Here is a 23,700-nt window from a genome sequence, read left to right on the forward strand (position 1 = left end):
TGCCGATGTTGCAGTGCGGCTTGTTCCGCTCAAATTTAGCCTTCGCCATCGCTCTTTCTGTCCCCGCGGCTTTAGCCGACATCCATCCGAAGATCTAAACACACATATTACCGGAGCCGGCACCCGTCGACCTTCAGGAATGGAGCGGGTGAAGGGAATCGAACCCTCGTCACCAGTTTGGAAGACTGGAGCTCTACCATTGAGCTACACCCGCCCGAGCCATTTCCTTACGGCGCCATCGACACCGGTCTGCCGACCGGACCGGCGGATCCGGTCCTGATAGCAGAGATGGTGGAAGGGGCTGGATTCGAACCAGCGTACGCTATCGCGGGCAGATTTACAGTCTGCTGCCTTTAACCACTCGGCCACCCTTCCAAACCGCCCCGGTCGCCCGGAACGGAGATGCGCACTATGGGAATTTCAGCCGCGTTGTCAACGTCTAAAGATATCCGATATGAGCGCTGGCATCGCAAATCGTCATACGCCACTGTCCCAACATCATGACCCGACACAAGCCCCCGCGCCAGCCGCCCCGCCCGTCCGCCCAGTCCGGGCAACCCGCGCGCCATCACAAGCCCGCACCTGCGCAATCCGCCCGTCCGGGCCTGCTGTTCGGGCTTCATCCCGTAGCGGCCGCCTGGATCAATCCGGAGCGCCGCGTGCATCGCCTGCTGGCGACCGAGGCGGCTCTTGCCGGCCTCACGGCCGCCCTGGAACAGGCCAAGGCCGCGAAGCTCGACCGTCCCGCGCCGACCCTGGTCGAGCGCACCGACCTCGACCGGCTGCTGCCGGCCGGCGCCGTCCACCAGGGATTGGTGCTCGACGCCGCCCCGCTCCCGGAGGTCGATTTGGGCGATATCATCCGGGAGGGCTCGCTGAAGGACGGTGACCTCGTCGTGCTGCTGGATCAAGTGACGGACCCGCACAATGTCGGCGCCATCCTCCGCTCCGCTTCCGCCTTCGGGGCCAGCGCCGTGGTGCTGCCAGACCGGAACGCTCCGGAGATGACGGGGACGCTGGCCAAGAGCGCGTCCGGCGCCGCCGAGGTCGTTCCCCTGGTCCGCGTCGTCAATCTCTCGCGTTCCCTGACGGAGTTGCGGGAAGCCGGCTACCTGTGCGTCGGGCTCGACGAGTCGGGTGGCAAGACGCTGGCCCAGCTGCCATTCCCGAACCGTGTCGCCCTTGTCCTGGGCGCGGAGGGCAGCGGGCTGCGCCGGCTGACCATGGAGCGGTGCGACGAAATCGCCCGCCTGCCGACCAGTGGACCGATCGGCAGCCTCAATGTCTCCAACGCGGCAGCCGTTGCGCTCTACGAGCTTGCCCGGCTGCGCTGACGCTCATTTCGTCAGGTCGATCCTGTATTTGCCGAAGCCGTTGCCGCCGTCCCCCAGATAGGCGATCCGGCTGACGGGCGGGATGGCGTCACGGGCCTTCGGCGATGACAGGAAGGTGACCTCGGCCGCCCCTCCGATCGGGCTGAGCGACCAGTTCCCATCGGACGCCGGATCGATGGTCTTCTGGTCGAAGATATAGTTGACCAGCGCCGTCCGGTTCTCGTCCGGCGCCTCGACGACGATGTTGGTGCCGTCCAGTCCGGGGAACTTGCCGCCCCCGCCGGCGCGGTAGTTGTTGGTCACCACCACGAACTTCCGCCCATCGTCGATCGGCTTGCCGCCATGGGACAGGTCCCGGATACGGTGCGCCTCCGGGGCCGCCAGCTTGCCGTCGCCGTCGTAGCGCGCGGGCTGCGACACGTCGATGCGGTAGCTCACGCCGTCGATGACGTCGAAATTATAGCTGGGAAACGACGGGTTCAGCAGCGCCTGTTCGCCCGATGCGTTCGGGTCGATCCGGTTGAACGCGCCGGCCGACGCTTCCAGCCATTCCCGGATCTGGGCGCCGGTCATGACCACGGCCCGCACCGTATTCGGATACAGGTAGAGATCCGCAGTGTTACGAATCGCGATCTTTCCCGCCGGAATGTCCGTGTAGTAGTCCGGCCCGCCGCGTCCGCCGGCCTTGAACGGGGCGCCGGCCGACAGGACCGGCATACTTTCGTATTCGGTGCCCTGAAGCAGGCGCTTGACGTACCAAGCCTGGGCATTGGTCACGATCTGGATCGAGGGATCGTCCTGGACCAGGGCGAAATAGCTGTTGATCGGCGCCGTGGTTTCGCCGACCGGCTGGCGTACATAGGCAAGCGTCGCCTCGTGGTCGGCGCTCAACGCCTCCACGATGGCCGGATCGGAGTCGGCCAGCGCTACGCGCTGCTTGTCCCTGGTCTCGTAGATCGGCCTGACCGCGACCGCACTATCGGCGACCGACCATTTGCCGTCGCCGTTCGTCAGGGTCAGGTCGATCACGCCGAGATGACTGCCCCAGAACCCAGGCATGACGACGGGCACCCCGTGGATCGTCCCTTTCGCCGAATCAGCTTCGGGCAGTCCGACGAAATCGGGGCCGGGAAAGACCTTGTGCTGATGGCCGGTCACGACGGCGTCGATCCCCGGCACCTCCGTCAGGTACCACGCGGCGTTCTCCTCCATCCCGTGGCGAGGATCGGCGGACAGGCCGCTGTGGCACAGCGCCACGACGATGTCGGCACCTTGGGAGCGCAGTTCGGGTACGTATTTCCGGGCGGCATCGACGATATCGGACGTCGTGACCTTGTCCGCCAATGCCGATTTGTCCCAGGTGGTGATCTGCGGCGTGACGAAACCGATGACTCCGATCTTCAGGGAATGAACCTGCCCCTGCTCGTCGGTTACCTGCCGGGTCAGGATCTCGTAAGGCTTGAGGTACGTCCTGTCCGAACCGGCAATTTCCACATTGGCCGCGACGACCGGAAAAGTCAGGCCTGAATGGGCGGAAGCCAGGAAATCCAGGCCATAGTTGAACTCGTGGTTTCCGACTGTGGTGGCGTCGTATTTCAGCAGGTTCATCGCCTTGTAGACGGGATGGACGTCGCCCTTCTTCAGCCCCCGCTCCCGCGCCACGAAATCACCCAGCGGGTTTCCCTGGATCGTGTCGCCGTTATCCAGCAGCAGGCTGTTCTTCGATTCGGCCCTCGCCTTGGCGATCAGGCCGGCGGTCCGCGCCAGCCCCACAGTGACGTCTTCCTTGTCGGAGTAGTAGTTGTAGGGCAGCACGTTGACATGCAGGTCGGTCGTGCCGAGCAGCCGGAGGTGGACCGTGGAGTCGGCCGAAGCCGTCCCTGCCCCGCCCAGAGCCGTTGCGGCGCCGAGAGCGAGCGCGAAAATGAAACTCCTGCGGTCCATGAAACCCTCTCCTGACTCCGGTCTGAAATACGCCGGCTGAAGAAGCAGGGGTAACCGCAGGAACCCGGCCAGGTCAACCGAATGCCCAAGGCTGACGCAAGCGACCTCCGCAGCAAAATTATCACCCCGGACTTGTCCAACGCCGTTCGTGGCGCTAGTGTCACCGCCGTTCGACGGTGGGCCGGCTTAGCACAGTGGTAGTGCAGCGGTTTTGTAAACCGAAGGTCGGGGGTTCAAATCCCTCAGCCGGCACCAGTCTCGGACGACCCCCGCTATAGATCCATACATCCATCGGCACTTGTATTTGCTTCGAGCTGTGCGTGCTGGTCAAGCGGCAGCCCCGGAACCAACCCTCCTGCCCGCCGGTTCACCCTCCTGCCGGATGAAGCGATGCGCCTCGCGCGCCATCGCCGCATCCTGGGCGATCATCGCTTAGAAATGCAGGAAGTACAGATATGGCCGACCGTGAAATCTCTCGCGACATGGGCGCCGCCCATGACGCTCCCGTGACTCCCGATCCCGCGAGTTCGGCCACCGACGATCCGGTCGAGCGTGGACATCTGCGCGACCAGATCGACAGCGGCAAGTTCCGCGACAAGGTCGCCGCTCCCGATCCGGCGGCATCGCCGCTCGGCACCGACGACGAAGCCGCCGGATCGCCCACTCCCGCCTCGACCGTGAAGTACGAAAGTCCTGCGGCGCCCGCCCGCGCTCCAGAAGGTTCCCACTCGGAGAATACCCCGCCGAGCCGCCAGGGTCCCATGATCGCCGTCGGGATCGTGGCCGTCTGCCTGGTACTGGGCTTAGTGCTTCTATTTTCAGCCGGCTGAGACCGACACGCTATCACCCAAGATCTAAATCCTAGAACCTTGGGTCATATACCGACCTCGTCATATGCATTTTTCAGCAAGTCATACCCCTTCAAGACGATTGGAACCTGCAACGACGCGCCGCGTTCACCACTGGCAAGAAAGATACCCAGGGAAAACAATCTTATGTCGAAAACAATACTTATCACCGGCGGGGCTGGTTTCATTGGATCTCACTTAGCCGATGAACTCATTTCAGCCGGTCATAAAGTTCGTATTTTGGATAATTTATCTGAGCAGGTGCACGGCCCGGGTAAATCGCGACCCGAATACTTGAACCGCGCGGCGGAACTGCAAGTCGGCGACGTCCGCGACCCGGCAGCGGTGAAGTCCGCCCTTAAGGGCGTCGATGCCGTCTACCATTTCGCCGCGATGGTCGGCGTCGGCCAGAGCATGTATCAGGTCGACGACTATGTCGGCGTCAACGACCTCGGCACCGCCATCGTTCTCCAGGCCCTGATCGAGCGGCCCGTCGAACGTCTGGTGGTAGCCAGCAGCATGAGCATCTATGGCGAGGGCCTTTACCGCGATGCCCAGGGCCATATCGTCACGGCCGGGGAACGAAGCCTTTCCGACCTGAAGGAAGGTAGATGGGAGCCGGTCGGCCCCGACGGCGGCAGGCTGGAGCCGCAGCCGACACCCGAATCGAAGTCCCCGACCCTGTCGTCCGTTTATGCGCTCAACAAATACGTCCAGGAGCGCATGTGCCTGATGATCGGACAAGCCTACAATATTCCGACGGTCGCGATGCGTTTCTTCAACGTCTACGGCACCCGTCAGGCGCTCTCCAACCCCTATACCGGCGTGCTGGCCATCTTCGCCTCCCGCCTGCTTAACGACAATTCCCCGATGATCTTCGAAGACGGCCTGCAACGTCGCGACTTCGTCCATGTCGCCGACGTGGCGCGCGCCTGCCACCTGGCGCTCCATGCGGAAAAGGCGGCCGGTGAAGTCTTCAACATCGGCAGCGGCGAGAGCATCAGCGTGGCCGAAGTGGCCGAACAGCTGGCATCCGCCCTGGGCAAGTCGCGGATCGCCCCTACCCTGACGCGCAAGTTCCGCGTCGGCGATATTCGGCACTGCTTCGCCGATATCGGCAAGGCCCAGCGCATCCTGGGATACCGTCCGGAAGTCACCCTTGCCGACGGCATGACCGAACTGACCGACTGGCTGGATGGGCAGATCGCCGTCGACCGGGTCGATCAGGCGAGCAGGGAACTGGCGCAGCGGGGACTGGCGGTATGACGGGTGCGGCGGATCATCCCATCGAACTGCCCGGCCTGACCGTCTCCTTCCACCCCGACGAAGGCGAGCGGACGGAGCAGGCCGTCGAAGCGCTCAAGCGGCTTGGTTTCCGGCGTCTACGGGTTCCCCTGGCGCCCGATGCCGCCGGCATCGAAGCTGACGAAGCCGAATGGGTAGGCACCCTGCTGTCCCGGCTTGCCGTCGGCTTCGAAGTGTTGCCCTGCCTGTCCGCGGATGCACCGGAAGCTCTGGTCGACGCCGTTTCACGGCAGTCGGGCCTTCTCGGCGAGATCGAAATCGCGGCGGCGCCCGGCAAGGCCGCCCAGGCGCTTCAACTCGCCGCCCACTTCAAGGGTCTCGGCTTCCTGACGGTCGTGAGTGGCATCGACCTGACGGCGCTCGACCTTGTAGCTCCCGGCAAGGGACTGGATGCCGTCGATGTCCTAGGCATCGAGTCGCATCAGGGCACCGGCGCCACGCAGAAGCCGGGCTGGAGCGACGCGATCGCCGCCTATGCCCAGGCTCTGGAAGTCCATGGAGCGCGGATCCGCCTCTGGATCACCGAATCGAGCTTCTCGACATGGCGCCATGACGAAAGGGGCCAGATCCGGGCGTTCCTCGGTGCTGCCGATGCGCCGGCCGAGCGGGTCTACTGGTCGTCGCTCCAGGATCTCGACCCCTCCGAACAGGGAGCCCACGGCTTCCACGCGGACGAGCGCGACTATTTCCACGGCATTCTGAGGGCCGACGGCTCGCCGAAGCTGCTCGGCCGCCTGCTGGAGAAGGGCGGCATCGCGGCGGTCCGGTCGCTTTACCGGCTCGGCCGCCCCATCCCGGTCACGCCGGCCCGTACGGACAAGCCGGTGGTCGTCACCGGCGGCGCCGGGTTCATCGGCACCAATCTGGCCGACCGTCTGGTACGCGAGGGCAACCGGGTCATCGTCTACGACAACCTGTCGCGTCCCGGAGTCGAGCAGAACATCGAGTGGCTCAAGGCCACCCACGGCAACGCCGTGACGTTCGAACTGGCGGACATCCGCGATCCTTATGTCCTGCGCGACGCGGTGTCCCACGCCGGCCGGATGTTCCATTTCGCGGCCCAGGTGGCCGTCACGACCAGTCTGGTGGACCCTGTCGCCGATTTCGAGATCAACGCGCGCGGCACCGTGAACCTGCTGGAAGCGATCCGTGCCCACCCAGAGCCGCCGCCGCTGGTCTTCACCTCGACCAACAAGGTCTACGGCAAGCTGGCCGACGTGGCGCTGGAACTGGACGGCAAGCGCTATGCGCCGACCGATGCCGCGATCGATGCCCGCGGCATCGACGAGTCCCGTCCGCTCGACTTCTACAGCCCTTACGGCGCGTCGAAGGGCAGTGCCGATCAGTATGTGCTCGACTATTGCCGGACCTACGACCTGCCGACGGCGGTGTTCCGGATGAGCTGCATCTACGGTCCACACCAGTTCGGCACCGAAGACCAGGGCTGGGTCGCGCATTTCCTGATCCGTGCGCTTCAGGACGAGGCGATCACCCTCTACGGTGACGGCTATCAGGTCCGCGACATCCTGTTCGTCGAGGATCTCGTCGACGCCTTCATGCTGGCCCAGGCCAACATGCCCGCGATCCGGGGGCAGGCCTTCAACATCGGCGGCGGTCCCGCCAACGCCACCAGCCTGGTGGAACTGCTCGACCGCATCGGCGAGGCCGCCGGATGCCGGCCCGAGATCGCTTACGGTCCCTGGCGGCCGGGCGATCAGCTCTACTACGTTTCCGACACGTCCAAGTTCGGCGAAGCGACCGGCTGGAAGCCGCGGACCGGCATCGCCAAGGGCATAGGGCTGCTGGCCGACTGGCTGGCCGAGAACCGCGTCGTCGCTCCCTCCTCTCTTTCCAAGTACAAAGACCGAAGAGCGGCATCGTGAACGTCGATTTCAGCGACATCCAGGACCGGCGTCGCCTGCATCTGCACGAACTGGAACTGGCCGTGGCGGATTGTCACTGAGATGACCATCCGATTTCCGGAACCGCCCTTGGGGAGCGGCGCTCCGCGCCGGGTACTGATGACCGCCGACGCCGTCGGCGGCATCTGGGACTACGCGCTCGAACTGGCCGGAGGACTTTCCCGGCGCGGCGTACGGATCACCCTTGCGGTGATGGGGCGCGAACCGTCGCCGGCCCAGCGGTCGAAGGCCGTCGCTATTCCTGGTCTCGATCTCCACCACGGCGATTTCCGGCTGGAATGGATGGAGGAGCCGGAAGACGATCTCCGCCGGGCCGGCGACTGGCTGCTGGAGCTGGCGGAACGGACCGCGCCCGACATGGTCCACCTGAACGGCTATACCCACGCGGCGCTGCCTTGGGGACTTCCGGTCCTGGTAGTCGCCCATTCCTGCGTGCTGTCATGGTGGCAGGCCGTCCACCAGACCGCCGCGCCTGTCGGCTGGCAGCCCTATGCCAGCCGTGTCGCGGCGGGGCTCGCGGCGGCCGATCAGGTGGTAGCCCCGACCCAGGCGATGCTGGATGCGCTGGAGGTTCACTATGGTCCCCGGCCCCGAAGCCAGGTGATCTGGAACGGCCGCGATGCCGGGACTTGGCACGGCCGGACCGGATTGCATCAGCCGGGCAGCCGCCGCGGCATCGTCAGCGTCGGCCGCATCTGGGACGAAGCCAAGAACATCCGCGCCTTGGACGGCGTCGCTCCCTCGCTCGAGTGGCCGGTGGCGGTCGCCGGCTCGTGGGAACGTCCGGACGGCAGCGGCGAGCCGCCGGCCAATCTCCGGTGCCATGGGGTCGTGCCGCCCGATGCGCTGGCCCGGATCTACGGCGACGCCGCAATCTTCGCCCTGCCCGCCCGCTACGAGCCGTTCGGCCTGTCGGTTCTGGAAGCGGCCCTGTCGGGCTGTGCCCTGGTGCTCGGCGACTTGCCCAGCCTGCGCGAACTCTGGACCGGTGCCGCGGTGTTCGTTCCGCCCGACGATCACGAAGCCCTCACCCGCGAGCTCAAGCGCCTGATCGGCCAGCCGGCGCATCTGGGCACCCTTTCCCTGGCCGCGCGCCATCGCGCACGGAGCTACGGCACCGAACGCATGGTCGCGCGTTATCTCAACGTCTATGCCGACCTGCTGGACGTGCCGCAGACGGTCCCGCTTCACCGCGAAGTCGCCGCAGTCCCGCTGGGAAGCTGATCTTCGAACCATGCGGGGACCCATGCGCTTCGTTTATTTCACCCACTCGCTGGTGTCCGACTGGAATCACGGCAATGCCCATTTCCTGCGCGGCATCGTCCGTGAACTCACATCCCGCGGCCACGAAGTGCAGTTGTTCGAGCCGCGCGACAACTGGAGCCTCCAGAACCTGATTGCGGACCAGGGGCCGGAAGCGGTCGCCCGGTACGCCACCGCATTTCCGGGCTTGCGCTCCACTACATACGATCTGGCGACGCTCGATCTCGACCGGGCGCTGGACGGCGCCGATGTCGTGATCGTGCACGAATGGAACGACCATGACCTGGTGGCGCGCATCGGCCGCAAGCGCGCCGGCGGCGGACGCTTCCATCTGCTGTTCCACGACACCCATCACCGCTCGGTCAGCGATCCCAAGTCGATGGCGGCCTACGACCTGACGTCCTATGACGGCGTGCTGGCCTACGGCGCCGTGATCCGGGAGATCTATCTCAGCATGGGCTGGGGCAAGCGGGCCTGGACGTGGCACGAAGCCGCCGATACCGCCTTGTTCCGTCCTTTGCCGGCAAGACCACGCGAAGGCGACCTCGTCTGGATCGGCAACTGGGGCGACGGCGAGAGGTCGGTCGAACTGGGCGAGTTCCTGCTGCTGCCGATCCGCCAGCTCCGGCTGAAGGCCCGCATCCACGGCGTCCGCTACCCGGCCGAGGCCAAGGCCGCCGTCAACCTCGCGGGGGCCGAATACGCCGGCTACCTGCCCAATCACGAAGCCCCCGAAGCCTTCGCCCGCTTCGCCGTGACGGTCCATGTCCCGCGCCGTCCCTATGTCGAGATGCTGCGCGGCATCCCGACCATCCGTCCGTTCGAGGCGATGGCCTGCGGCATTCCCCTAGTCTGCTCGCCCTGGGACGACGCCGAGGGACTGTTCCGGCCCGGCAACGATTACCTGATTGCTCATAACGGTACCGAAATGACAAAGCACCTTCGGGATATTCTCAACGATCTCGACCTGTCCGCCGCCCTTGCCCGCAGCGGGTACGAGACCATCCAGGCCCGTCATACCTGCGCTCACCGCGTGGACGAGTTGCTCGACATCTGCCGCGAGCTGAAACAGGCCAATCCCCTGCTGCTGGAGGCCCGCTGATGGCCGGACTGAATATTTCCTTCTACGGTTCCAGCTTGGTATCGGCCTACTGGAACGGTGCAGCGACCTACTACAGGGGCATCATCCGGGCTCTCGCAGCCCGAGGCCACACGGTGACGTTTTTCGAGCCTGACGCCTGGGAGCGGCAGCAGCACCGCGACATCGCCGACCCGGACTGGGCACGCGTCGTCGTCTATCCGAACGACGAGGCGAGTGCCCGGAAGGCGCTGGAACAGGGCCGCGACGCCGACGTCATCGTCAAGGCGAGCGGTGTCGGCGTCTTCGACAGCCTGCTGGAAGCGGGAGTCCTTGAAGTCCGCCGGTCGGATGCGGCCGTGATCTTCTGGGACGTCGACGCTCCGGCGACACTCGCGTCGATGCGGGAAAATCCCGGCGACACGCTGCGCCCTCTGATTCCACGCTTCGATTATGTGCTGACATATGGTGGCGGCGATCCGGTAATCGGCGCCTACAGGGCGATCGGCGCCCGCGACTGCATTCCGATCTATAATGCGCTTGACCCAGAAACCCACCATCCGGTCGCCCCGGATAAGCGGTTCCAAGCGGATCTCAGCTTCATGGCCAACCGGCTGCCCGACCGCGAGGCCCGCGTCGAGCAGTTCTTCCTGAACGCCGCCGCCCGCCTGCCGGAACGCCGTTTCCTGCTGGGCGGCAGCGGCTGGGGCGACAAGCAGATGCCGTCCAACGTCAATTATGTCGGCCACGTCTATACGGCCGACCACAACGCGGTGAACTGCTCCGCGCTCGCCGTTCTCAACGTCGCCCGCGACAGCATGGCCGCCGTCGGCTTTTCCCCCGCGACCCGCGTGTTCGAGGCGGCCGGAGCCGGAGCCTGCGTCATCACCGACGCATGGGAAGGCGTCGAGCAATTTCTCGAACCGGGCACCGAAATCCTGGTGGCGAAGGATGGGGCGGAAGTCGCCGCCCTTGTCGACGGCCTGACGCCGGAGCGTTCGCGCAGGATCGGGGACGCGGCACGTCGCCGCATGCTCGATGCCCACACCTATGGCCACCGCGCGGCCGAGGTCGAGTCGCTGCTGCTTACCGGCACTCCCGCCGGCAAGGTGCCGGCATGACGCCGCTGTCGATCGTCATTCTCGGCCTGAGCATCACGTCTTCCTGGGGCAACGGCCATGCCACGACTTACCGGGCGCTGGTCCGGGCGCTGGCCGGCCGGGGTCACGACGTGCTTTTCCTGGAAGCCGACCGCCCCTGGTACGCGGAGAACCGCGATTTGCCCGATCCGCCATTCGGCCGGACCGCCCTATACGGGTCGCTGGACGATCTGCGCGACCGTTTCGAGCAGGAGGTCCGCCACGCAGACTTGGTGGTCGTCGGATCCTATGTGCCTGACGGAGTTGAGGTCGGCCGATGGGTGATCGCCACGGCCCAAGGTTTGACGGCCTTCTACGACATCGACACGCCCGTGACCCTCGCCAAGCTGGAACGGGGCGATGCCGAATATCTCAGTCCCGATCTGATCCCGCGATACGACATATACCTGTCGTTCACCGGCGGCCCGACGCTGGACCGGCTGGAGCGGCAATACGGGTCTCCCATGGCCCGCGCCCTTTATTGCTCCGTCGACCCCGACCGCTATGGTCCGGAGCCGGCGGAGCCGCGCTGGGATCTCGGCTATCTCGGCACGTACAGCGACGACCGGCAGCCTTCCGTGAACCGCCTCCTGGTCGAACCGGCCCGATCCTGGACCGACGGCCGGTTCGTGGTGGCGGGTCCCCAATACCCCGGTTCGATCGTTTGGCCTGCAAATGTCGAAAGGATCGAGCACCTTCCGCCGGCGGACCATGCCGACTTCTACAACGCGCAACGCTTCACCCTGAACGTGACACGGGCCGACATGATCGCGGCGGGCTGGTCCCCCAGCGTCCGCCTGTTCGAAGCCGCCGCCTGCGGCACGCCGATCATCAGCGACTGGTGGCCGGGTCTCGACAGCCTGTTCAATCCGGGAAACGAGATCGTCATCGCGCCCGATGCGGCAACGGTTCTGGAAACGCTGCGCACGATGTCAGACAAGGACAGGCAAGCCATGGGACAACGTGCGCGCGACCGCATCCTTAGCAGCCATACGGCGGATCACCGCGCGATGGAGCTGGAGCGACATGTCGCGGAGGCGGGGGCGATAGTTTCCTCGCGAAACCATTGAGCATGGGCGGGCTCCCTCCAGGGGAGCCCTTCAATGCCTAGCTGAAATTTGTTTCAATATTTCGACAATTTTATATAAACTCCAGATAGCTTTGCGACTTGCGTACATTCGAGATGAGACATGGAATCAAAAATCGAGCATGACGGCGTGCGCCTGCGCAATTATCGCGTCATGAAGAACATCACGCTCACCAAGGCCGCTAACCTCTGCGGAGTGTCCAAGAGCGAACTGTCGAAGCTCGAATCCGGAGCGCGGCCGGTCCGGCCGGACCACGTCATCAAGCTTGCTGGCGTCTACGGGATTACGCCGCTGGACCTGCTGACGCCCGAAAGCAAGCTTCGTGCCTTTGTGGAGCGGGCATCCGATACCAGCAAGACCGGCTCATCCGACCTTCCCCTGTTTGACGGCAAGTCTCTCAGCTCGCAGAAGGAAGCCGCCCGCGCCGGTGGCAGGACGCCCTGCCCGATCCAGCTCGCCGACGTTCCCGGCGCCTATGCGGTCAGCATCGGCGATATGACCAACGCACCTGCATTGCTCCCCGGGATCGTTCTATACGTTCACCCCGAACGCTCCGTGATGATCAACGACCTCGTGATCAACCGGGTCACTTGGTCCCCGCTCGCCTTTTACCTCCGGCAGTCGGATGACGGCGATCTTTACGGCTTGACCTTGTCGAAGAAGCGGGTGGACCTTGAGGCGGAGGACACCGAGCGATTGCATAAGGTCGTCGGTATCTGGATGAACGGCCCCAATGGCGACTGAAAAAGGATTGTTCCGAGTCGCAATTTAACCCTCGGGTTATAGCCCGGAAAAGTCAAAATTCCGCCCGTCCTACGGTAGGCTGACCGAACAACTTTGTCGCGGATCCGGTGTGCGGATTCGGATCACGAATCTGATTCGGCACATATATCCATGCAGAATCCGGCTCGATTCGGCAGAATCCCACTAAGTGGGATACATAATGATTCTTTGATGGTTAAAATCCGGTAACTATTTCAGAAATGGGTCTGACGACATCCGATAGCATTGATATCTAATGATATTTCATCCTTACCAAATTCGAAAATTCCCCATCACAGACAATTTTCTTTTTGTTATGACTGCAGCTTGAAGCAGTTGGGGGCGGGCGATGAAAATGGTCATGGATGGGGCGGATGTTCATCGGCAGTCGGTTCTTGCATTAATCAGGACCAAGAGTACTCTCAAGGCCGCAAGCATAGCTTGTGGACGTAACCATGGCTATTTTCATCAATACCTTTTCCAGAGCAAACCACGCTTCTTGCCGGAAGATGTTAGGATCAAGCTCGCTCAATACCTGGGTATAGCTGAAAACCGACTTCGTGAACCGGAATTATTCGTCAGTGTCGACCCTCCCGCCACGCAGCAGTCGGAAGTTCGCGCAAGGCTCATGGTTTACGGGCGCGGGTCCGAACCCGGCATCGACATGACCGCCCCCGTTGCCGAGATAGACTGCCCCCCCTCGCTGCTGCGCGTCGTCGATGCCTTCGCCGCCTATATACACGACCCGGAACTGGGTCCCTGGCTGCCAGTCGGCAGCCTGATCTATATCGACCCGAGCAAGCCATTGCGGCCGGCCGATTTCGTACTTGTAAAGAGCGGACGGACCGGAAGGATCGCGATCTATCGCGGCCGCACTGCGGACGGCATCGTCGTGGATACCGGCAATGGTCGCGACGAAAGCGTCCAGCTCGCGACACTGACCGGTTTCTGGAAGATCGTCAGCGTCGAGTTTCCTTGAAACCCGGCGCAGGGACCTGCTTGTTCCGAAATGAAAAAAGCCCCGCTGCCGGTCGACCCGGCAGCGGGGCTTCTTCGATCTTCAAGAAAGATTCAGCTTACCCGAGCAGCACCAGGGCCACGCCGCCGAAAGCGACCAGCGCACCGCTGCCACGCACGGCTGCACGGCCGGCATTGCCCTGGACAAAACGCCGCACCGCGACGATCAGACCGATGCCGCCGGCGTGCAGCAACGCGGTCGCCACCGTGAAGCCAAGGCCGTAGGCCCAGGGAGAAGCCGCCGCGGGCATTTCGACACCATGGGCAAAGCCGTGGAAGACCGCGAACGCAGCCGTGATCGCGACGCAGACGCCGACCGACAGCTTCGGCTGAAACGCCACGAGGGCGCCCAGCGCCAGCACGGACCCGAGAATACCGAACTCGACCGCCGGCAACGGCAGGCCGGCCATGCCAGCGAAACCGCCCAGGATCATTGCGACGACGAAGGCCGCCGGCAGTGCCACAAGCGCGCGCCCGCCCGATTGGGCGGCCCAAAGACCGACGGCAACCATGGCAAGCAGATGGTCCAGCCCGCCCAGCGGATGTTCGAAGCCATGCACGAAGCCGGCCGGCTCCATATGCCCCGGATGAGCCAATGCGGCGGCCGGCAATGCCATCAGCGCTGCACCGGCGAGGCCGAGAGCGAGACCTGTTCGCCTCATGTAGTAGTCTCCCAAATAAAGAAGTTTTATCACCGTTACGCAACCTGGACTGAGTCGGCAACCTTGACGCCCAAGATATTATCGAAAATTGCCGGACCGTGGTTGATCCAGATCAATGTGTGCATATGACCCAGGACGGATTGTCTATGACCAGGCTGGTATGGTGATGCCCGGTCCAATGAATCGCCGGGTATGCTGCGGAAAGCAAGCGCTGCATGAGGCGAGCGGGGAAAAATCGCTCTCGTGCGGGGAATGCACGCGCACGACGGCGATCCTCCGCACGGAGGGATCACGCTCGCCAGCCAACGCGGAAAACGAGAAGGAATGGGCCGATGGCGAGGGTGGAAACTTTTTACGACGTGATCCGGCGTCAGGGGATCAGTCGCCGCAGTTTCCTGAAGTTCTGCTCGCTGACGGCGGCATCCCTGGGGCTGGCTCCGGCCTTCGGCGCCCGCATCGCGGAAGCGATGGAAACCAAGCCGCGCATTCCCGTCCTCTGGCTCCACGGGCTGGAATGCACCTGCTGCTCGGAAAGCTTCATCCGCTCCGCCCATCCGCTGGTCAAGGACGTCGTTCTGTCCATGATCAGCCTGGACTACGACGACACCATCATGGCGGCGGCCGGCCATCAGGCGGAAGCCATCCTGGACGAGATCCGGCACGAGTACAAAGGCCGCTACATCGCCGCCGTGGAAGGCAATCCGCCTCTCAACGAGGACGGCATGTACTGTATCGTCGGCGGCCGTCCGTTCGTCGAGCAACTCCGCGAAGTCTGCTCCGACGCGATGGCCGTGATCTCCTGGGGCTCCTGCGCGTCATGGGGCTGCGTCCAGGCGGCGAAGCCCAACCCGACCAGGGCGACCCCCGTCCACGAAGTCATCCTGGACAAGCCGATCATCAAGGTGCCGGGCTGCCCGCCGATCGCCGAGGTCATGACCGGCGTCGTCAGCTACATCCTGACCTTCGACAAGATGCCGGAACTGGACCGCCAGGGCCGGCCCAAAATGTTCTACAGCCAGCGCATCCACGACAAATGTTACCGCCGCCCGCACTTCGACGCCGGCCAGTTCGTCGAGCAGTGGGATGACGAGCAGGCCCAGAAGGGCTATTGCCTCTACAAGATGGGCTGCAAGGGTCCGACAACCTACAACGCCTGCTCGACCACGCGCTGGAACGGCGGCGTGTCCTTCCCGATCCAGTCGGGCCATGGCTGCATCGGGTGCTCCGAAGACGGCTTCTGGGACAACGGTCCGTTCTACGACCGCCTGACCAACGTCAAGCAGTTCGGGATCGAGGCGAACGCCGACCAGATCGGCGGCACGGTCGCCGGAGTCGTCGGGACCGGCATCGCCGCCCATGCCGCCGTCAGCGCCGTCAAGCGTGCCCGCATGAAGTCCGGCGAAACCCAGGCTCCCGCTCCCTCCACCACCTCCCGCGACTGATCCCCAGTCCTCGACCGCCACACATGACATCCGGCGTCCCCCAAGCGGGACGCCGCAGGACTAAAGGAACAGCGCGATGGTCACCGTTTCCACGCCGAATGGATTTTCCCTCGACAACAGCGGCCGCCGGGTCGTCGTCGATCCGGTCACCCGGATAGAAGGCCATATGCGGGTCGAGGTCAATGTCGACGAGAACAACGTCATCCGCAACGCGGTCTCGACCGGCACGATGTGGCGCGGCCTCGAAGTCATCCTCAAGGGCCGCGACCCGCGCGACGCCTGGGCTTTCACCGAACGGATCTGCGGCGTCTGCACCGGCACCCACGCCCTGACCTCGGTCCGCGCCGTCGAGAACGCGCTGAACATCAGTATCCCGGAAAACGCCAACACGATCCGCAACATCATGCAGCTCACGCTGTATGTGCATGACCATCTGGTCCACTTCTACCACCTCCACGCGCTCGACTGGGTCGATGTCGTTTCCGGCCTGAAGGCCGACCCCAAGGCGACGTCCGAACTGGCGCAGAGCATCAGTTCCTGGCCCAAGTCCTCGCCGGGCTATTTCCGCGACGTTCAGGCCCGCCTGCGCAAGTTCGTGGAGAGCGGCCAGCTCGGCCCGTTCAAGAATGCCTATTGGGGGCACGAGGCCTACAAGCTGCCGCCGGAAGCCAACCTGATGGCGACGGCGCACTACCTCGAGGCGCTGGATTTCCAGAAGGAGATCGTGAAGATCCACACGATCTTCGGCGGCAAGAACCCCCACCCGAACTGGCTGGTCGGCGGCGTTCCCTGTCCGATCAACATCGACGGGAACGGCGGCGTCGGCGCCATCAACATCGAGCGCCTGAACCTCGTTTCCTCGATCATCGACCAGTCGATCGACTTCATCAATCAGGTCTACATCCCCGACCTCGTCGCCATCGCCGGCTTCTACAAGGGCTGGCTCTATGGCGGCGGCCTCTCCAGCACGTCGCTGATGTCGTATGGTGACATTCCGGAACGCGCGAACGATTACTCCGACAAGAGCCTCCAGCTCCCGCGCGGCGTCATCCTCAACGGCAAGCTGGACGAGATCCACGAAGTCGATCTGACCGCCGCCGATCAGGTCCAGGAATTCGTCAACCACTCCTGGTACAAATACGCCGACGAGTCCAAGGGTCTCCACCCCTGGGACGGCGTGACCGAACCGAACTACGTGCTCGGCCCCAACGCCAAGGGCACCAAGACCAGGATCGAGGCGGTGGACGAAGGCGCCAAGTATTCCTGGATCAAGTCGCCGCGCTGGAAGGGCCACGCCGTCGAGGTCGGTCCGCTGGCCCGCTACGTCATCGGCTACGCTCAGAACAAGCCTGAGTTCAAGGAGCCGGTGGACCAGTTGCTGAAGGCGCTCGACGTTCCGGTCACCGCCTTGTTCTCGACCCTCGGCCGTACGGCGGCGCGCGGGCTGGAATGCGCCTGGGCGGCGGAGAAGATGCGCTACTACCAGGACAAGCTGATCCGCACCATCAAGTCGGGCGACGAGAGCACGGCCAACACCGCCAAGTGGGAACCCTCGTCCTGGCCGAAATCGGCTAAGGGCGTCGGCTTCACCGAAGCGCCGCGCGGCGCGCTCGGCCACTGGATCAGGATCGAGGACACCAAGATCGCCAACTATCAGGCGGTCGTGCCGACCACCTGGAACGGGTCTCCGCGCGATACCAAGGGCAATATCGGCGCGTTCGAAGCGTCGCTGCTCGATACGCCGGTGGCCGATCCCAACCAGCCGCTGGAGATCCTGCGGACGCTGCACAGCTTCGATCCCTGCCTCGCCTGCTCCACCCACGTGATGGCGCCGGACGGACAGGAAGTCACCCGCGTCACCGTGCGCTGAGCCGACCGGAGAAGGATCGCCGCCATGACAGCCCATGTAGACAAGAGATCGGCGGACGACGAGATCGCCGATCTCAGCACCGCGAAGCATCACCTCCAGGTCCGCCAGACCGCCATCTACGTCTATGAATGGCCGGTGCGCCTGTGGCACTGGGTCAATGCGGCGGCGATCCTGGTGCTCGCCGTCACCGGCTATTTCATCGCCTCGCCGCTGCCCTCGCTGCCGGGAGAGGCGAGCGACCAGTACCTCATGGGGTATATCCGCTTCGCCCATTTCACTGCCGGCTTCGTCATGGCCGCCGGCATGGTCGGTCGGATCTACTGGGCCTTCGCCGGCAATGTCCACGCCCGGCAGATGTTCGTCCTGCCGTTCTGGTCCGGCAAGTTCTGGCGGGAAGTGCTGATCGAGGCGCAGTGGTACGCCTTCCTGCGCGACTATCCGAAGAAATATGTCGGCCACAATCCGCTAGCCCAGCTTGCCATGGTGACGATCTACAGCGTCGGCAGCATCTTCATGATCGTCACCGGGATGGCGCTGTATGCGGAAGGCGCCGGCAAGGGCAGCATGTTCGACATGGCATACGACCTGGTCATCCCGCTGACCGGCAATTCGCAGAACCTCCACACGATCCATCATCTCGGCATGTGGGCGATCATCGTCTTCGTGATGATCCACGTCTACGCCGCCGTCCGCGAGGACATCATGAGCCGGCAGAGCATGATCAGCACCATGGTCAGCGGCTGGCGCATGTTCAAGGATGACGGCAAGTGACGATCGATGCGGCGCGCCCCGTCCTCGTCCTCGGCATCGGCAATATCCTGTGGGCCGATGAGGGCTTCGGCGTGCGCTGCGTGGAAGAACTCCACCGCCGCTGGAGCTTTCCCGACGACGTTCTGGTGATGGACGGCGGCACGCAGGGCCTCTACCTCGTCCACTACGTCCAGGCGGCGAAACGCGTGATCGTGTTCGACGCAATCGATTACGGCGAGCAGCCCGGCACGCTGAAATTGGTGCGCGGCGAAGAGGTGCCGAAATTCACCGGCGCCAAGAAGATGAGCCTGCACCAGACCGGCTTTCAGGACGTGCTGAGCGCGGCGGAACTGCTGGGCGGCGTCCTGGACGACATCCTGCTGATCGGCGTCCAGGCCGAGGAACTGGAAGATTACGGCGGCAGCCTGACCGATCCGGTGCGGGCACAACTCGAGCCCGCCTTGTCAATCGCGTGCCGCCAGTTGGCGGACTGGGGTTACCCGGCAAATCCGCGATCCGGAGCACCGGCGCCGCTGCTCCACGGCGGCATTGCACTGGGCGATTACGAAGCCGGCCGCCCTTCCCCCGACGACGCGTGCCGCGTCGGCGACTCCCGCTTCTTCGGCTAAGAGGACCCGCACCGATGTGCATCGGCCTTCCCATGCGGATACGCTCTACGGATGGACTGACCGCTCTGTGCGAAGGTCGCGGCGAGGAGCGCCGCGTCAGCCTCCTGCTGACCGGCGAGCAGCCGGTGGACGCTTGGGTCATGGTCCATGTCGACACCGCGATCCGCACGCTCGACCCGGCCGAGGTTCCGCTGCTGAACGACGCGCTCGACGCACTCGAGGCGGTCAGCCGGGGCGATCCTTTCGAGCATCTGTTCGCCGACCTGATCGGACGCGAGCCGCAGCTTCCCGACCATTTGAAACCGCATGCGAAGGAACCGGCCTGATGGCAAATCCTGTGATCGAGCGCCTGATCGGGATCGAAGGCTGCCCCGTCGTCACGGCGGAGAACGTGGACGAGTTCCTGGCGCTCGACGGCATGGTTGTCCTGTTCTTCACCGGCGATCCGCGACAGCGGCCGGAGAGCAACGACGTCGCCGTCGTCCTCCGCGAGATGTCTTCCGTCTTTCCGGGCCAGATCCGTGTCGGCATCGTCGATCAGGCGGCGGAAGAGTCGCTGAAGCCCCGTTTCGGCGTGCTGGTCGTCCCGACGCTTGTCTACCTGCGTCAGGGCAAGTTCGTCGGCCTGATTCCCCGCATTCAGGACTGGCAGGTCTACATCGAAAAGACGCGCGGCTTCCTGGCCGCCGCCTGAACCTTATTCTTCACAGCCATTCGACGGGACCGACCATCATGCGCCACCCCATGAAATGGGAAGACGAAGAACAGCCGACCGGCGTTTTCCTGGGCGGCCCTTCAGCGGAAACGGTCGACCTTTTCCAGATGCCGCCTGCCGTCCGCCGGGTCGATCGCCTGACCCTGCCGGGAGCCGCCGCCGGTCTTCAGGAAGTGGCATCCCTTCTGGAGCAGGTGCGCGAAGCCCTCGCCGGCTTTTCCGCCGGAGCCGAACCCGCGCTGTTCCCGGTCGGTCACCTGGGCGAGGCAGCCCTGGCCCTGCTGGACGACGCGCTCGGCGAGGGCGAGGTCGGCATGATCGTAGCGGGCGCCGCCGAATACCAGATCCAGGAATCCGTGTTGCCCGGCGTCTGGCGCGTCAAGACGTTCGAGCAGGCCGGCAAGCCGATCGGCGACCATGTCGAAGTCGCCGAAGTGCCCAGCGTCGTCCGCGCCGCCGCGACGGCCGCGACGCGGCCGGAACTGGTCATCGGCGACCCTCCCGCCGGCTGTATGAACGTCATGCCGGTCCTGGCCGAACTGCGCGCCCGCACGGCGGCATACCATCCGGGCCAGCCCAACCATGTCATCAGCTTCACCCTGTTCCCGATGAACGAGGTGGACATGGGCTTTCTGAAGCGAACGCTGAACCTCGGTCCCGTCCAGGCCGTCTCGCGCGGCTACGGCACCTGCCGCGTCACCCTGACCGGGCAGCGCCACGTCTGGAGCGTCCAGTACCTCAACGCGATGGACACCATCATCCTGGACACCCTGGAGGTCGGCGATGTCCCGGTATCGCTCCGCGCCGCCGACGAGGATTTTCAGGACAGCGCGGAGCGTCTGGGAGAGATCCTGGAGGCCTATTTCCAATGACCGGGCAGCACGCCGGCACCGTTATGGAATGCGGCGTCTGCTGGACCCGCTACGATCCGGCCGAAGGCGACGCAGTCGCCCAGATCCCCGCCGGCACGCCGTTTTCGGCGCTGCACGACGACTGGCGCTGCCCGACCTGCAATGGCGAGAAGCACCGTTTCCTGGCATTCGGCGACCACCCGGCTACCGATGCCGAAGCCAGCCCCGCCGATTCGCTGGCCGCCGCGTACCGGCACATCGCGACGACCCGGATGGGAGACCTGCCGTTCTACAACCACCGCCTCGCCGTGGAAGCCGTCGGCTTCCAGCGGTTCGGCGACGGCTGGCTCGGCATCGTCGCCACTCCATGGTTCATGAACGCCGTGCTGGCTCCTTTGAAAGCCGGCGCCTGGAACGGCATCCGCGACGGCATCAAGGTCACCCGCGCCCTGCCCTCCGGCAGCTACGAGTTCGTCGCCGGCAATATCGAGGGTATCGGCACGATCCTCAACTGCTCGCTGTTCTCCCCGATGTTCGAGTTCCAGGAACAGGCAGCCGTGATCGAAGCCGCCGAGGCCGCGATGGGAGCCCTGCTCGCCCCTGAAGAGTTCTCCGAACCGGAAGCACCTCCGCCATCTCCCCTGCCCCTGCCGGCGCCGCCGGCGGAAGTCAGTCGCCGCCATCTGCTGCGCGGCAGCTTTGGAAGCTGAGCCATGACCGCTCTCTCCGGCATCGAAGGCGAACTCGCCGTCGGTATCCTGGTGGTCGACGCGACCGTCGCCGACGTCCGGCTGCGCTCCACCCGCACAACCGGCGTCGGTGCGATGCTGATGGGCCGCCCGATGGGAGAGGCGCTTTCGCTGGTGCCGATGCTGTTCAGCCTGTGCGGCATCGCCCAGGGCGCCGCCGCCGCGAATGCCTGTGAAGCGGCTATCGGCATCACACCCTCGGCCGCCCAGCGGGCGGCGCGCGAGATCCTGATCCTGGGAGAAATAGCAGACAGCCATGGCTGGCAGATCGCCATGGAATGGCCTCGCTTCGGCGGCGGCTGCCCCGGCCACGGCCTGCTCCTGCCGCTCCGCAAGGCGACATCCGCGCTCGTTCCCGCCCTTTATCCCGCCCGCGACTGGATACGGCCCGGCGGCGGGATGCTGCTGCCCGATGCCGAGAAGCTGAGCGACACCCGCCTGCGCCTCTCCGTAGCGATCGACAGGCTGATCGGAGACGGCTTTTCCAGGCTCCAAAACGCGGACGACCTCCAGGACTGGGCGCAGAGTCATGACAACCCCGCATCTCGGCTGATCGCCCGCATCGTCGCCGACGACATGGGCAGCTTCGGCCGGAGCGGCGTCGCGGCGCTGCCCGATCTGCTGCCGGGCTGGTTCGCGGAGCACCTGACCTCGGCTCCGGACTTCTCCCAATTGCCGCACTTCGAAGGCAAGCCGGCTGAAACCGGTGCTGCGCACCGCATTGCGTCGACGCCCCTGATCGCCGACTTGAAACGGCGCCACGGCAACGGCCTCCTGACGCGCTTCGCCGCCAAGCTGGTGGAATTGGCCAGCCTGCCGGCCCGCCTCGCCGCCCTGTCCGGCTACCTGTCGCCCGAGCACCCCGGCGAAACGCCGCCGGAACCGACAGGATCGGGCGCCGGATTGGCGGACACGGCACGGGGACGGCTGGCCCACTGGATCGCTCTCGACCGGGGCATCGTCAGGGATTTCCGGACCGTCGCACCGAATGAATGGAACTTTCATCCCAAAGGCGCGCTCGTGCGCGGCCTCGTCGGCCTGCCCGCCTGCGACGATCTGCGGCGCCGGACGGATCTGCTGATCGCGGCGCTGGACCCCTGCGTACCATGCCGCGTCATGATCGAGGAGCATGCCGGTGCATGAAATGTCGCTGTGCCAGGGCATCCTCGACATCATCGAGGAGCGAGCCGCCGTCGACCGCTTCAGCCGCGTGACGAAGGTGCGGCTGAGCATCGGCGCCCTCTCCCACGTCGATCCCAAGGCGATCGGCTTCGGCTTCGACGTGGTGACCCGCGACACCGTCGCCGACGGTGCGGTGCTCGAAATAGACCAGCCGCCCGGACAGGCCTTCTGCATGGCCTGCTCTTCCACGGTGACGATCCCGACGCGGGGACAGCCCTGCCCAAGCTGCGGCAGCCATCAACTGATGGTCGTCGGCGGCGACGAACTGCGTGTCGATGAACTGGAGGTTTCGTGATGTGTACGGTCTGCGGCTGCGGCCCCGGCGAGACCCGGATCGAGGGACATGCACACGAGCACGAGCACGAGCACGAGCATGACCATGAGCACGAACATATCGGCCCGGACGGAACGGTGACGCGGCACACGCATCATCGCCACCACGGCCATTCCCATAACCATGACATTCAGCCAAGCCGTCTCATCAAGGTCGAGCAGGATATCCTGGCGAAGAACGACCGCTTCGCCGCCGTCAACCGCCAGCTCTTCGCGGCATCCAACACGCTGACGCTCAACCTCATGTCCAGTCCCGGTTCCGGCAAGACCACACTGCTGGTCCGCACCCTGACCGACCTCCGGGAAACCAGACCGATGGCCGTCATCGAGGGCGACCAGCAGACGAGTTTCGACGCCGAGCGCATCCGGGCGACCGGCGTTCCCGCCATCCAGGTCAACACCGGCAAGGGCTGCCATCTGGACGCGCAAATGGTGATCCAGGCGCTCGGCGTGCAACCGACCCCGCGCGACGGGGTGCTGTTCATCGAGAACGTCGGCAATCTGGTCTGTCCCGCCGGTTTCGATCTCGGCGAGTCGAAGCGGGTCGTCGTGATCTCGGTGACGGAAGGGGAGGATAAGCCCCTCAAATACCCCGATATGTTCGCCACCGCCGACCTGATGATCATCAATAAAATCGATCTGCTGCCGCATCTCAGCTTCGACCTGCCCCGCCTGATCGAAGGCGCCCGACAGGTCAAGCCCGGCCTCGAGGTGATCGAGCTTTCCTCGACCACCGGCGCCGGACTCGACCGCTGGTACGAATGGCTCGGCGCTCACCAGCCGTCGTCTCCTTCCGTCACCGCGTAAGGAAGCCTGA

General features: G+C 64.7%; 23 protein-coding genes and 3 tRNA genes. 22 read left to right on the top strand and 4 right to left on the bottom strand.

The features are described from left to right. Positions 1-140: 140 nt before the first annotated feature. Both N826_RS17545 and N826_RS17550 read right to left on the bottom strand, forming a co-directional pair. A tRNA-Gly gene (locus N826_RS17545) sits at positions 141-214 on the bottom strand. Positions 215-289: 75 nt separating this feature from the next. Continuing rightward, positions 290-375, bottom strand: a tRNA-Tyr gene (locus tag N826_RS17550). A 125-nt stretch (positions 376-500) separates the two neighbouring features. On the opposite strand from N826_RS17550, the gene rlmB reads away from it, so the two are divergent. Beyond that, positions 501-1,334: a 23S rRNA (guanosine(2251)-2'-O)-methyltransferase RlmB gene (gene rlmB / locus N826_RS17555; protein WP_044430962.1), complete on the top strand. Its 834-nt coding sequence runs from the start codon at positions 501-503 to the stop codon at positions 1,332-1,334. A 3-nt stretch (positions 1,335-1,337) separates the two neighbouring features. On the opposite strand, the gene N826_RS17560 is transcribed toward rlmB, so the two are convergent. Next, the gene (locus tag N826_RS17560; RefSeq protein WP_052831503.1) at positions 1,338-3,278 is read right to left on the bottom strand and encodes a bifunctional 2',3'-cyclic-nucleotide 2'-phosphodiesterase/3'-nucleotidase; all 1,941 of its coding nucleotides are present in this window, start codon (positions 3,276-3,278) and stop codon (positions 1,338-1,340) included. A 180-nt stretch (positions 3,279-3,458) separates the two neighbouring features. Here N826_RS17560 and N826_RS17565 point away from each other — a divergent pair. The 10 genes from N826_RS17565 to N826_RS43095 all read left to right on the top strand — a co-directional run bounded on the left by N826_RS17565 (position 3,459) and on the right by N826_RS43095 (position 13,662). Beyond that, a tRNA-Thr gene (locus N826_RS17565) sits at positions 3,459-3,533 on the top strand. Between the two features lie 200 nt (positions 3,534-3,733). Then, positions 3,734-4,108 (top strand): hypothetical protein, encoded by a 375-nt coding sequence (locus N826_RS17570; RefSeq protein WP_052831504.1) that lies wholly within the window; start codon positions 3,734-3,736, stop codon positions 4,106-4,108. A gap of 165 nt (positions 4,109-4,273) precedes the next feature. Continuing rightward, on the top strand, positions 4,274-5,392 hold the full coding sequence (locus N826_RS17575; protein WP_044430963.1) for an SDR family NAD(P)-dependent oxidoreductase: 1,119 nt from the start codon (positions 4,274-4,276) through the stop codon (positions 5,390-5,392). Next, positions 5,389-7,314: an SDR family NAD(P)-dependent oxidoreductase gene (locus N826_RS45305; protein ID WP_044430966.1), complete on the top strand. Its 1,926-nt coding sequence runs from the start codon at positions 5,389-5,391 to the stop codon at positions 7,312-7,314. The genes N826_RS17575 and N826_RS45305 overlap by 4 nt, the downstream gene beginning before the upstream one ends. Before the next feature lie 81 nt (positions 7,315-7,395). After that, positions 7,396-8,577 (top strand): glycosyltransferase family 4 protein, encoded by a 1,182-nt coding sequence (locus N826_RS17585; RefSeq protein WP_044430968.1) that lies wholly within the window; start codon positions 7,396-7,398, stop codon positions 8,575-8,577. 22 nt (positions 8,578-8,599) lie between these two features. Continuing rightward, entirely contained in the window at positions 8,600-9,718 is a 1,119-nt protein-coding gene (locus tag N826_RS17590) for a CgeB family protein (protein ID WP_044430971.1), read from the top strand. Next, positions 9,718-10,815 (top strand): CgeB family protein, encoded by a 1,098-nt coding sequence (locus N826_RS17595; protein WP_044430973.1) that lies wholly within the window; start codon positions 9,718-9,720, stop codon positions 10,813-10,815. The genes N826_RS17590 and N826_RS17595 overlap by 1 nt, the downstream gene beginning before the upstream one ends. Beyond that, positions 10,812-11,903: a CgeB family protein gene (locus N826_RS17600; RefSeq protein WP_186818084.1), complete on the top strand. Its 1,092-nt coding sequence runs from the start codon at positions 10,812-10,814 to the stop codon at positions 11,901-11,903. Before N826_RS17595 ends, N826_RS17600 begins: the two co-directional genes overlap by 4 nt. A 120-nt stretch (positions 11,904-12,023) precedes the next feature. Further along, entirely contained in the window at positions 12,024-12,665 is a 642-nt protein-coding gene (locus N826_RS17605) for a helix-turn-helix domain-containing protein (RefSeq protein ID WP_044430975.1), read from the top strand. 367 nt (positions 12,666-13,032) lie between these two features. Next, positions 13,033-13,662, top strand: coding sequence for a hypothetical protein (locus N826_RS43095; RefSeq protein WP_147040577.1), 630 nt, complete (start codon positions 13,033-13,035; stop codon positions 13,660-13,662). 97 nt (positions 13,663-13,759) lie between these two features. On the opposite strand, the gene N826_RS17615 is transcribed toward N826_RS43095, so the two are convergent. Then, complete coding sequence (locus tag N826_RS17615) at positions 13,760-14,362, bottom strand: HupE/UreJ family protein (protein ID WP_044430980.1); 603 nt, start codon at positions 14,360-14,362, stop codon at positions 13,760-13,762. 332 nt (positions 14,363-14,694) lie between these two features. On the opposite strand from N826_RS17615, the gene N826_RS17620 reads away from it, so the two are divergent. The 11 genes from N826_RS17620 (at position 14,695) to hypB (ending at position 23,690) form a co-directional block, all read left to right on the top strand. Then, complete coding sequence (locus N826_RS17620) at positions 14,695-15,804, top strand: hydrogenase small subunit (protein ID WP_169789368.1); 1,110 nt, start codon at positions 14,695-14,697, stop codon at positions 15,802-15,804. A gap of 76 nt (positions 15,805-15,880) precedes the next feature. Then, positions 15,881-17,674: a nickel-dependent hydrogenase large subunit gene (locus tag N826_RS17625; RefSeq protein WP_044430982.1), complete on the top strand. Its 1,794-nt coding sequence runs from the start codon at positions 15,881-15,883 to the stop codon at positions 17,672-17,674. A gap of 24 nt (positions 17,675-17,698) precedes the next feature. Beyond that, on the top strand, positions 17,699-18,445 hold the full coding sequence (cybH, locus tag N826_RS17630; RefSeq protein ID WP_084720852.1) for a Ni/Fe-hydrogenase, b-type cytochrome subunit: 747 nt from the start codon (positions 17,699-17,701) through the stop codon (positions 18,443-18,445). Further along, on the top strand, positions 18,442-19,053 hold the full coding sequence (locus N826_RS17635; RefSeq protein ID WP_211099322.1) for a HyaD/HybD family hydrogenase maturation endopeptidase: 612 nt from the start codon (positions 18,442-18,444) through the stop codon (positions 19,051-19,053). Before cybH ends, N826_RS17635 begins: the two co-directional genes overlap by 4 nt. Before the next feature lie 14 nt (positions 19,054-19,067). Further along, on the top strand, positions 19,068-19,379 hold the full coding sequence (locus N826_RS17640) for a HypC/HybG/HupF family hydrogenase formation chaperone (RefSeq protein WP_044430985.1): 312 nt from the start codon (positions 19,068-19,070) through the stop codon (positions 19,377-19,379). After that, on the top strand, positions 19,379-19,747 hold the full coding sequence (locus N826_RS17645; protein WP_044430988.1) for a thioredoxin domain-containing protein: 369 nt from the start codon (positions 19,379-19,381) through the stop codon (positions 19,745-19,747). Before N826_RS17640 ends, N826_RS17645 begins: the two co-directional genes overlap by 1 nt. Before the next feature lie 38 nt (positions 19,748-19,785). Further along, complete coding sequence (locus tag N826_RS17650; RefSeq protein ID WP_084720853.1) at positions 19,786-20,640, top strand: hydrogenase expression/formation protein; 855 nt, start codon at positions 19,786-19,788, stop codon at positions 20,638-20,640. Further along, entirely contained in the window at positions 20,637-21,329 is a 693-nt protein-coding gene (hybE, locus tag N826_RS17655) for a [NiFe]-hydrogenase assembly chaperone HybE (protein WP_044430992.1), read from the top strand. Before N826_RS17650 ends, hybE begins: the two co-directional genes overlap by 4 nt. A gap of 3 nt (positions 21,330-21,332) precedes the next feature. Beyond that, the gene (locus N826_RS17660; protein ID WP_052831506.1) at positions 21,333-22,511 is read left to right on the top strand and encodes a nickel-dependent hydrogenase large subunit; all 1,179 of its coding nucleotides are present in this window, start codon (positions 21,333-21,335) and stop codon (positions 22,509-22,511) included. Continuing rightward, a complete protein-coding gene (gene hypA / locus N826_RS17665; RefSeq protein ID WP_244619555.1) occupies positions 22,498-22,845 on the top strand; it encodes a hydrogenase maturation nickel metallochaperone HypA in 348 nt (115 codons plus the stop codon). The genes N826_RS17660 and hypA overlap by 14 nt, the downstream gene beginning before the upstream one ends. After that, the gene (gene hypB / locus N826_RS17670; RefSeq protein WP_044430995.1) at positions 22,845-23,690 is read left to right on the top strand and encodes a hydrogenase nickel incorporation protein HypB; all 846 of its coding nucleotides are present in this window, start codon (positions 22,845-22,847) and stop codon (positions 23,688-23,690) included. Before hypA ends, hypB begins: the two co-directional genes overlap by 1 nt. Positions 23,691-23,700 lie beyond the last annotated feature (10 nt).

Source organism: Skermanella aerolata KACC 11604 (assembly GCF_000936425.1).
In the GTDB taxonomy this organism is placed as follows: domain Bacteria; phylum Pseudomonadota; class Alphaproteobacteria; order Azospirillales; family Azospirillaceae; genus Skermanella; species Skermanella aerolata.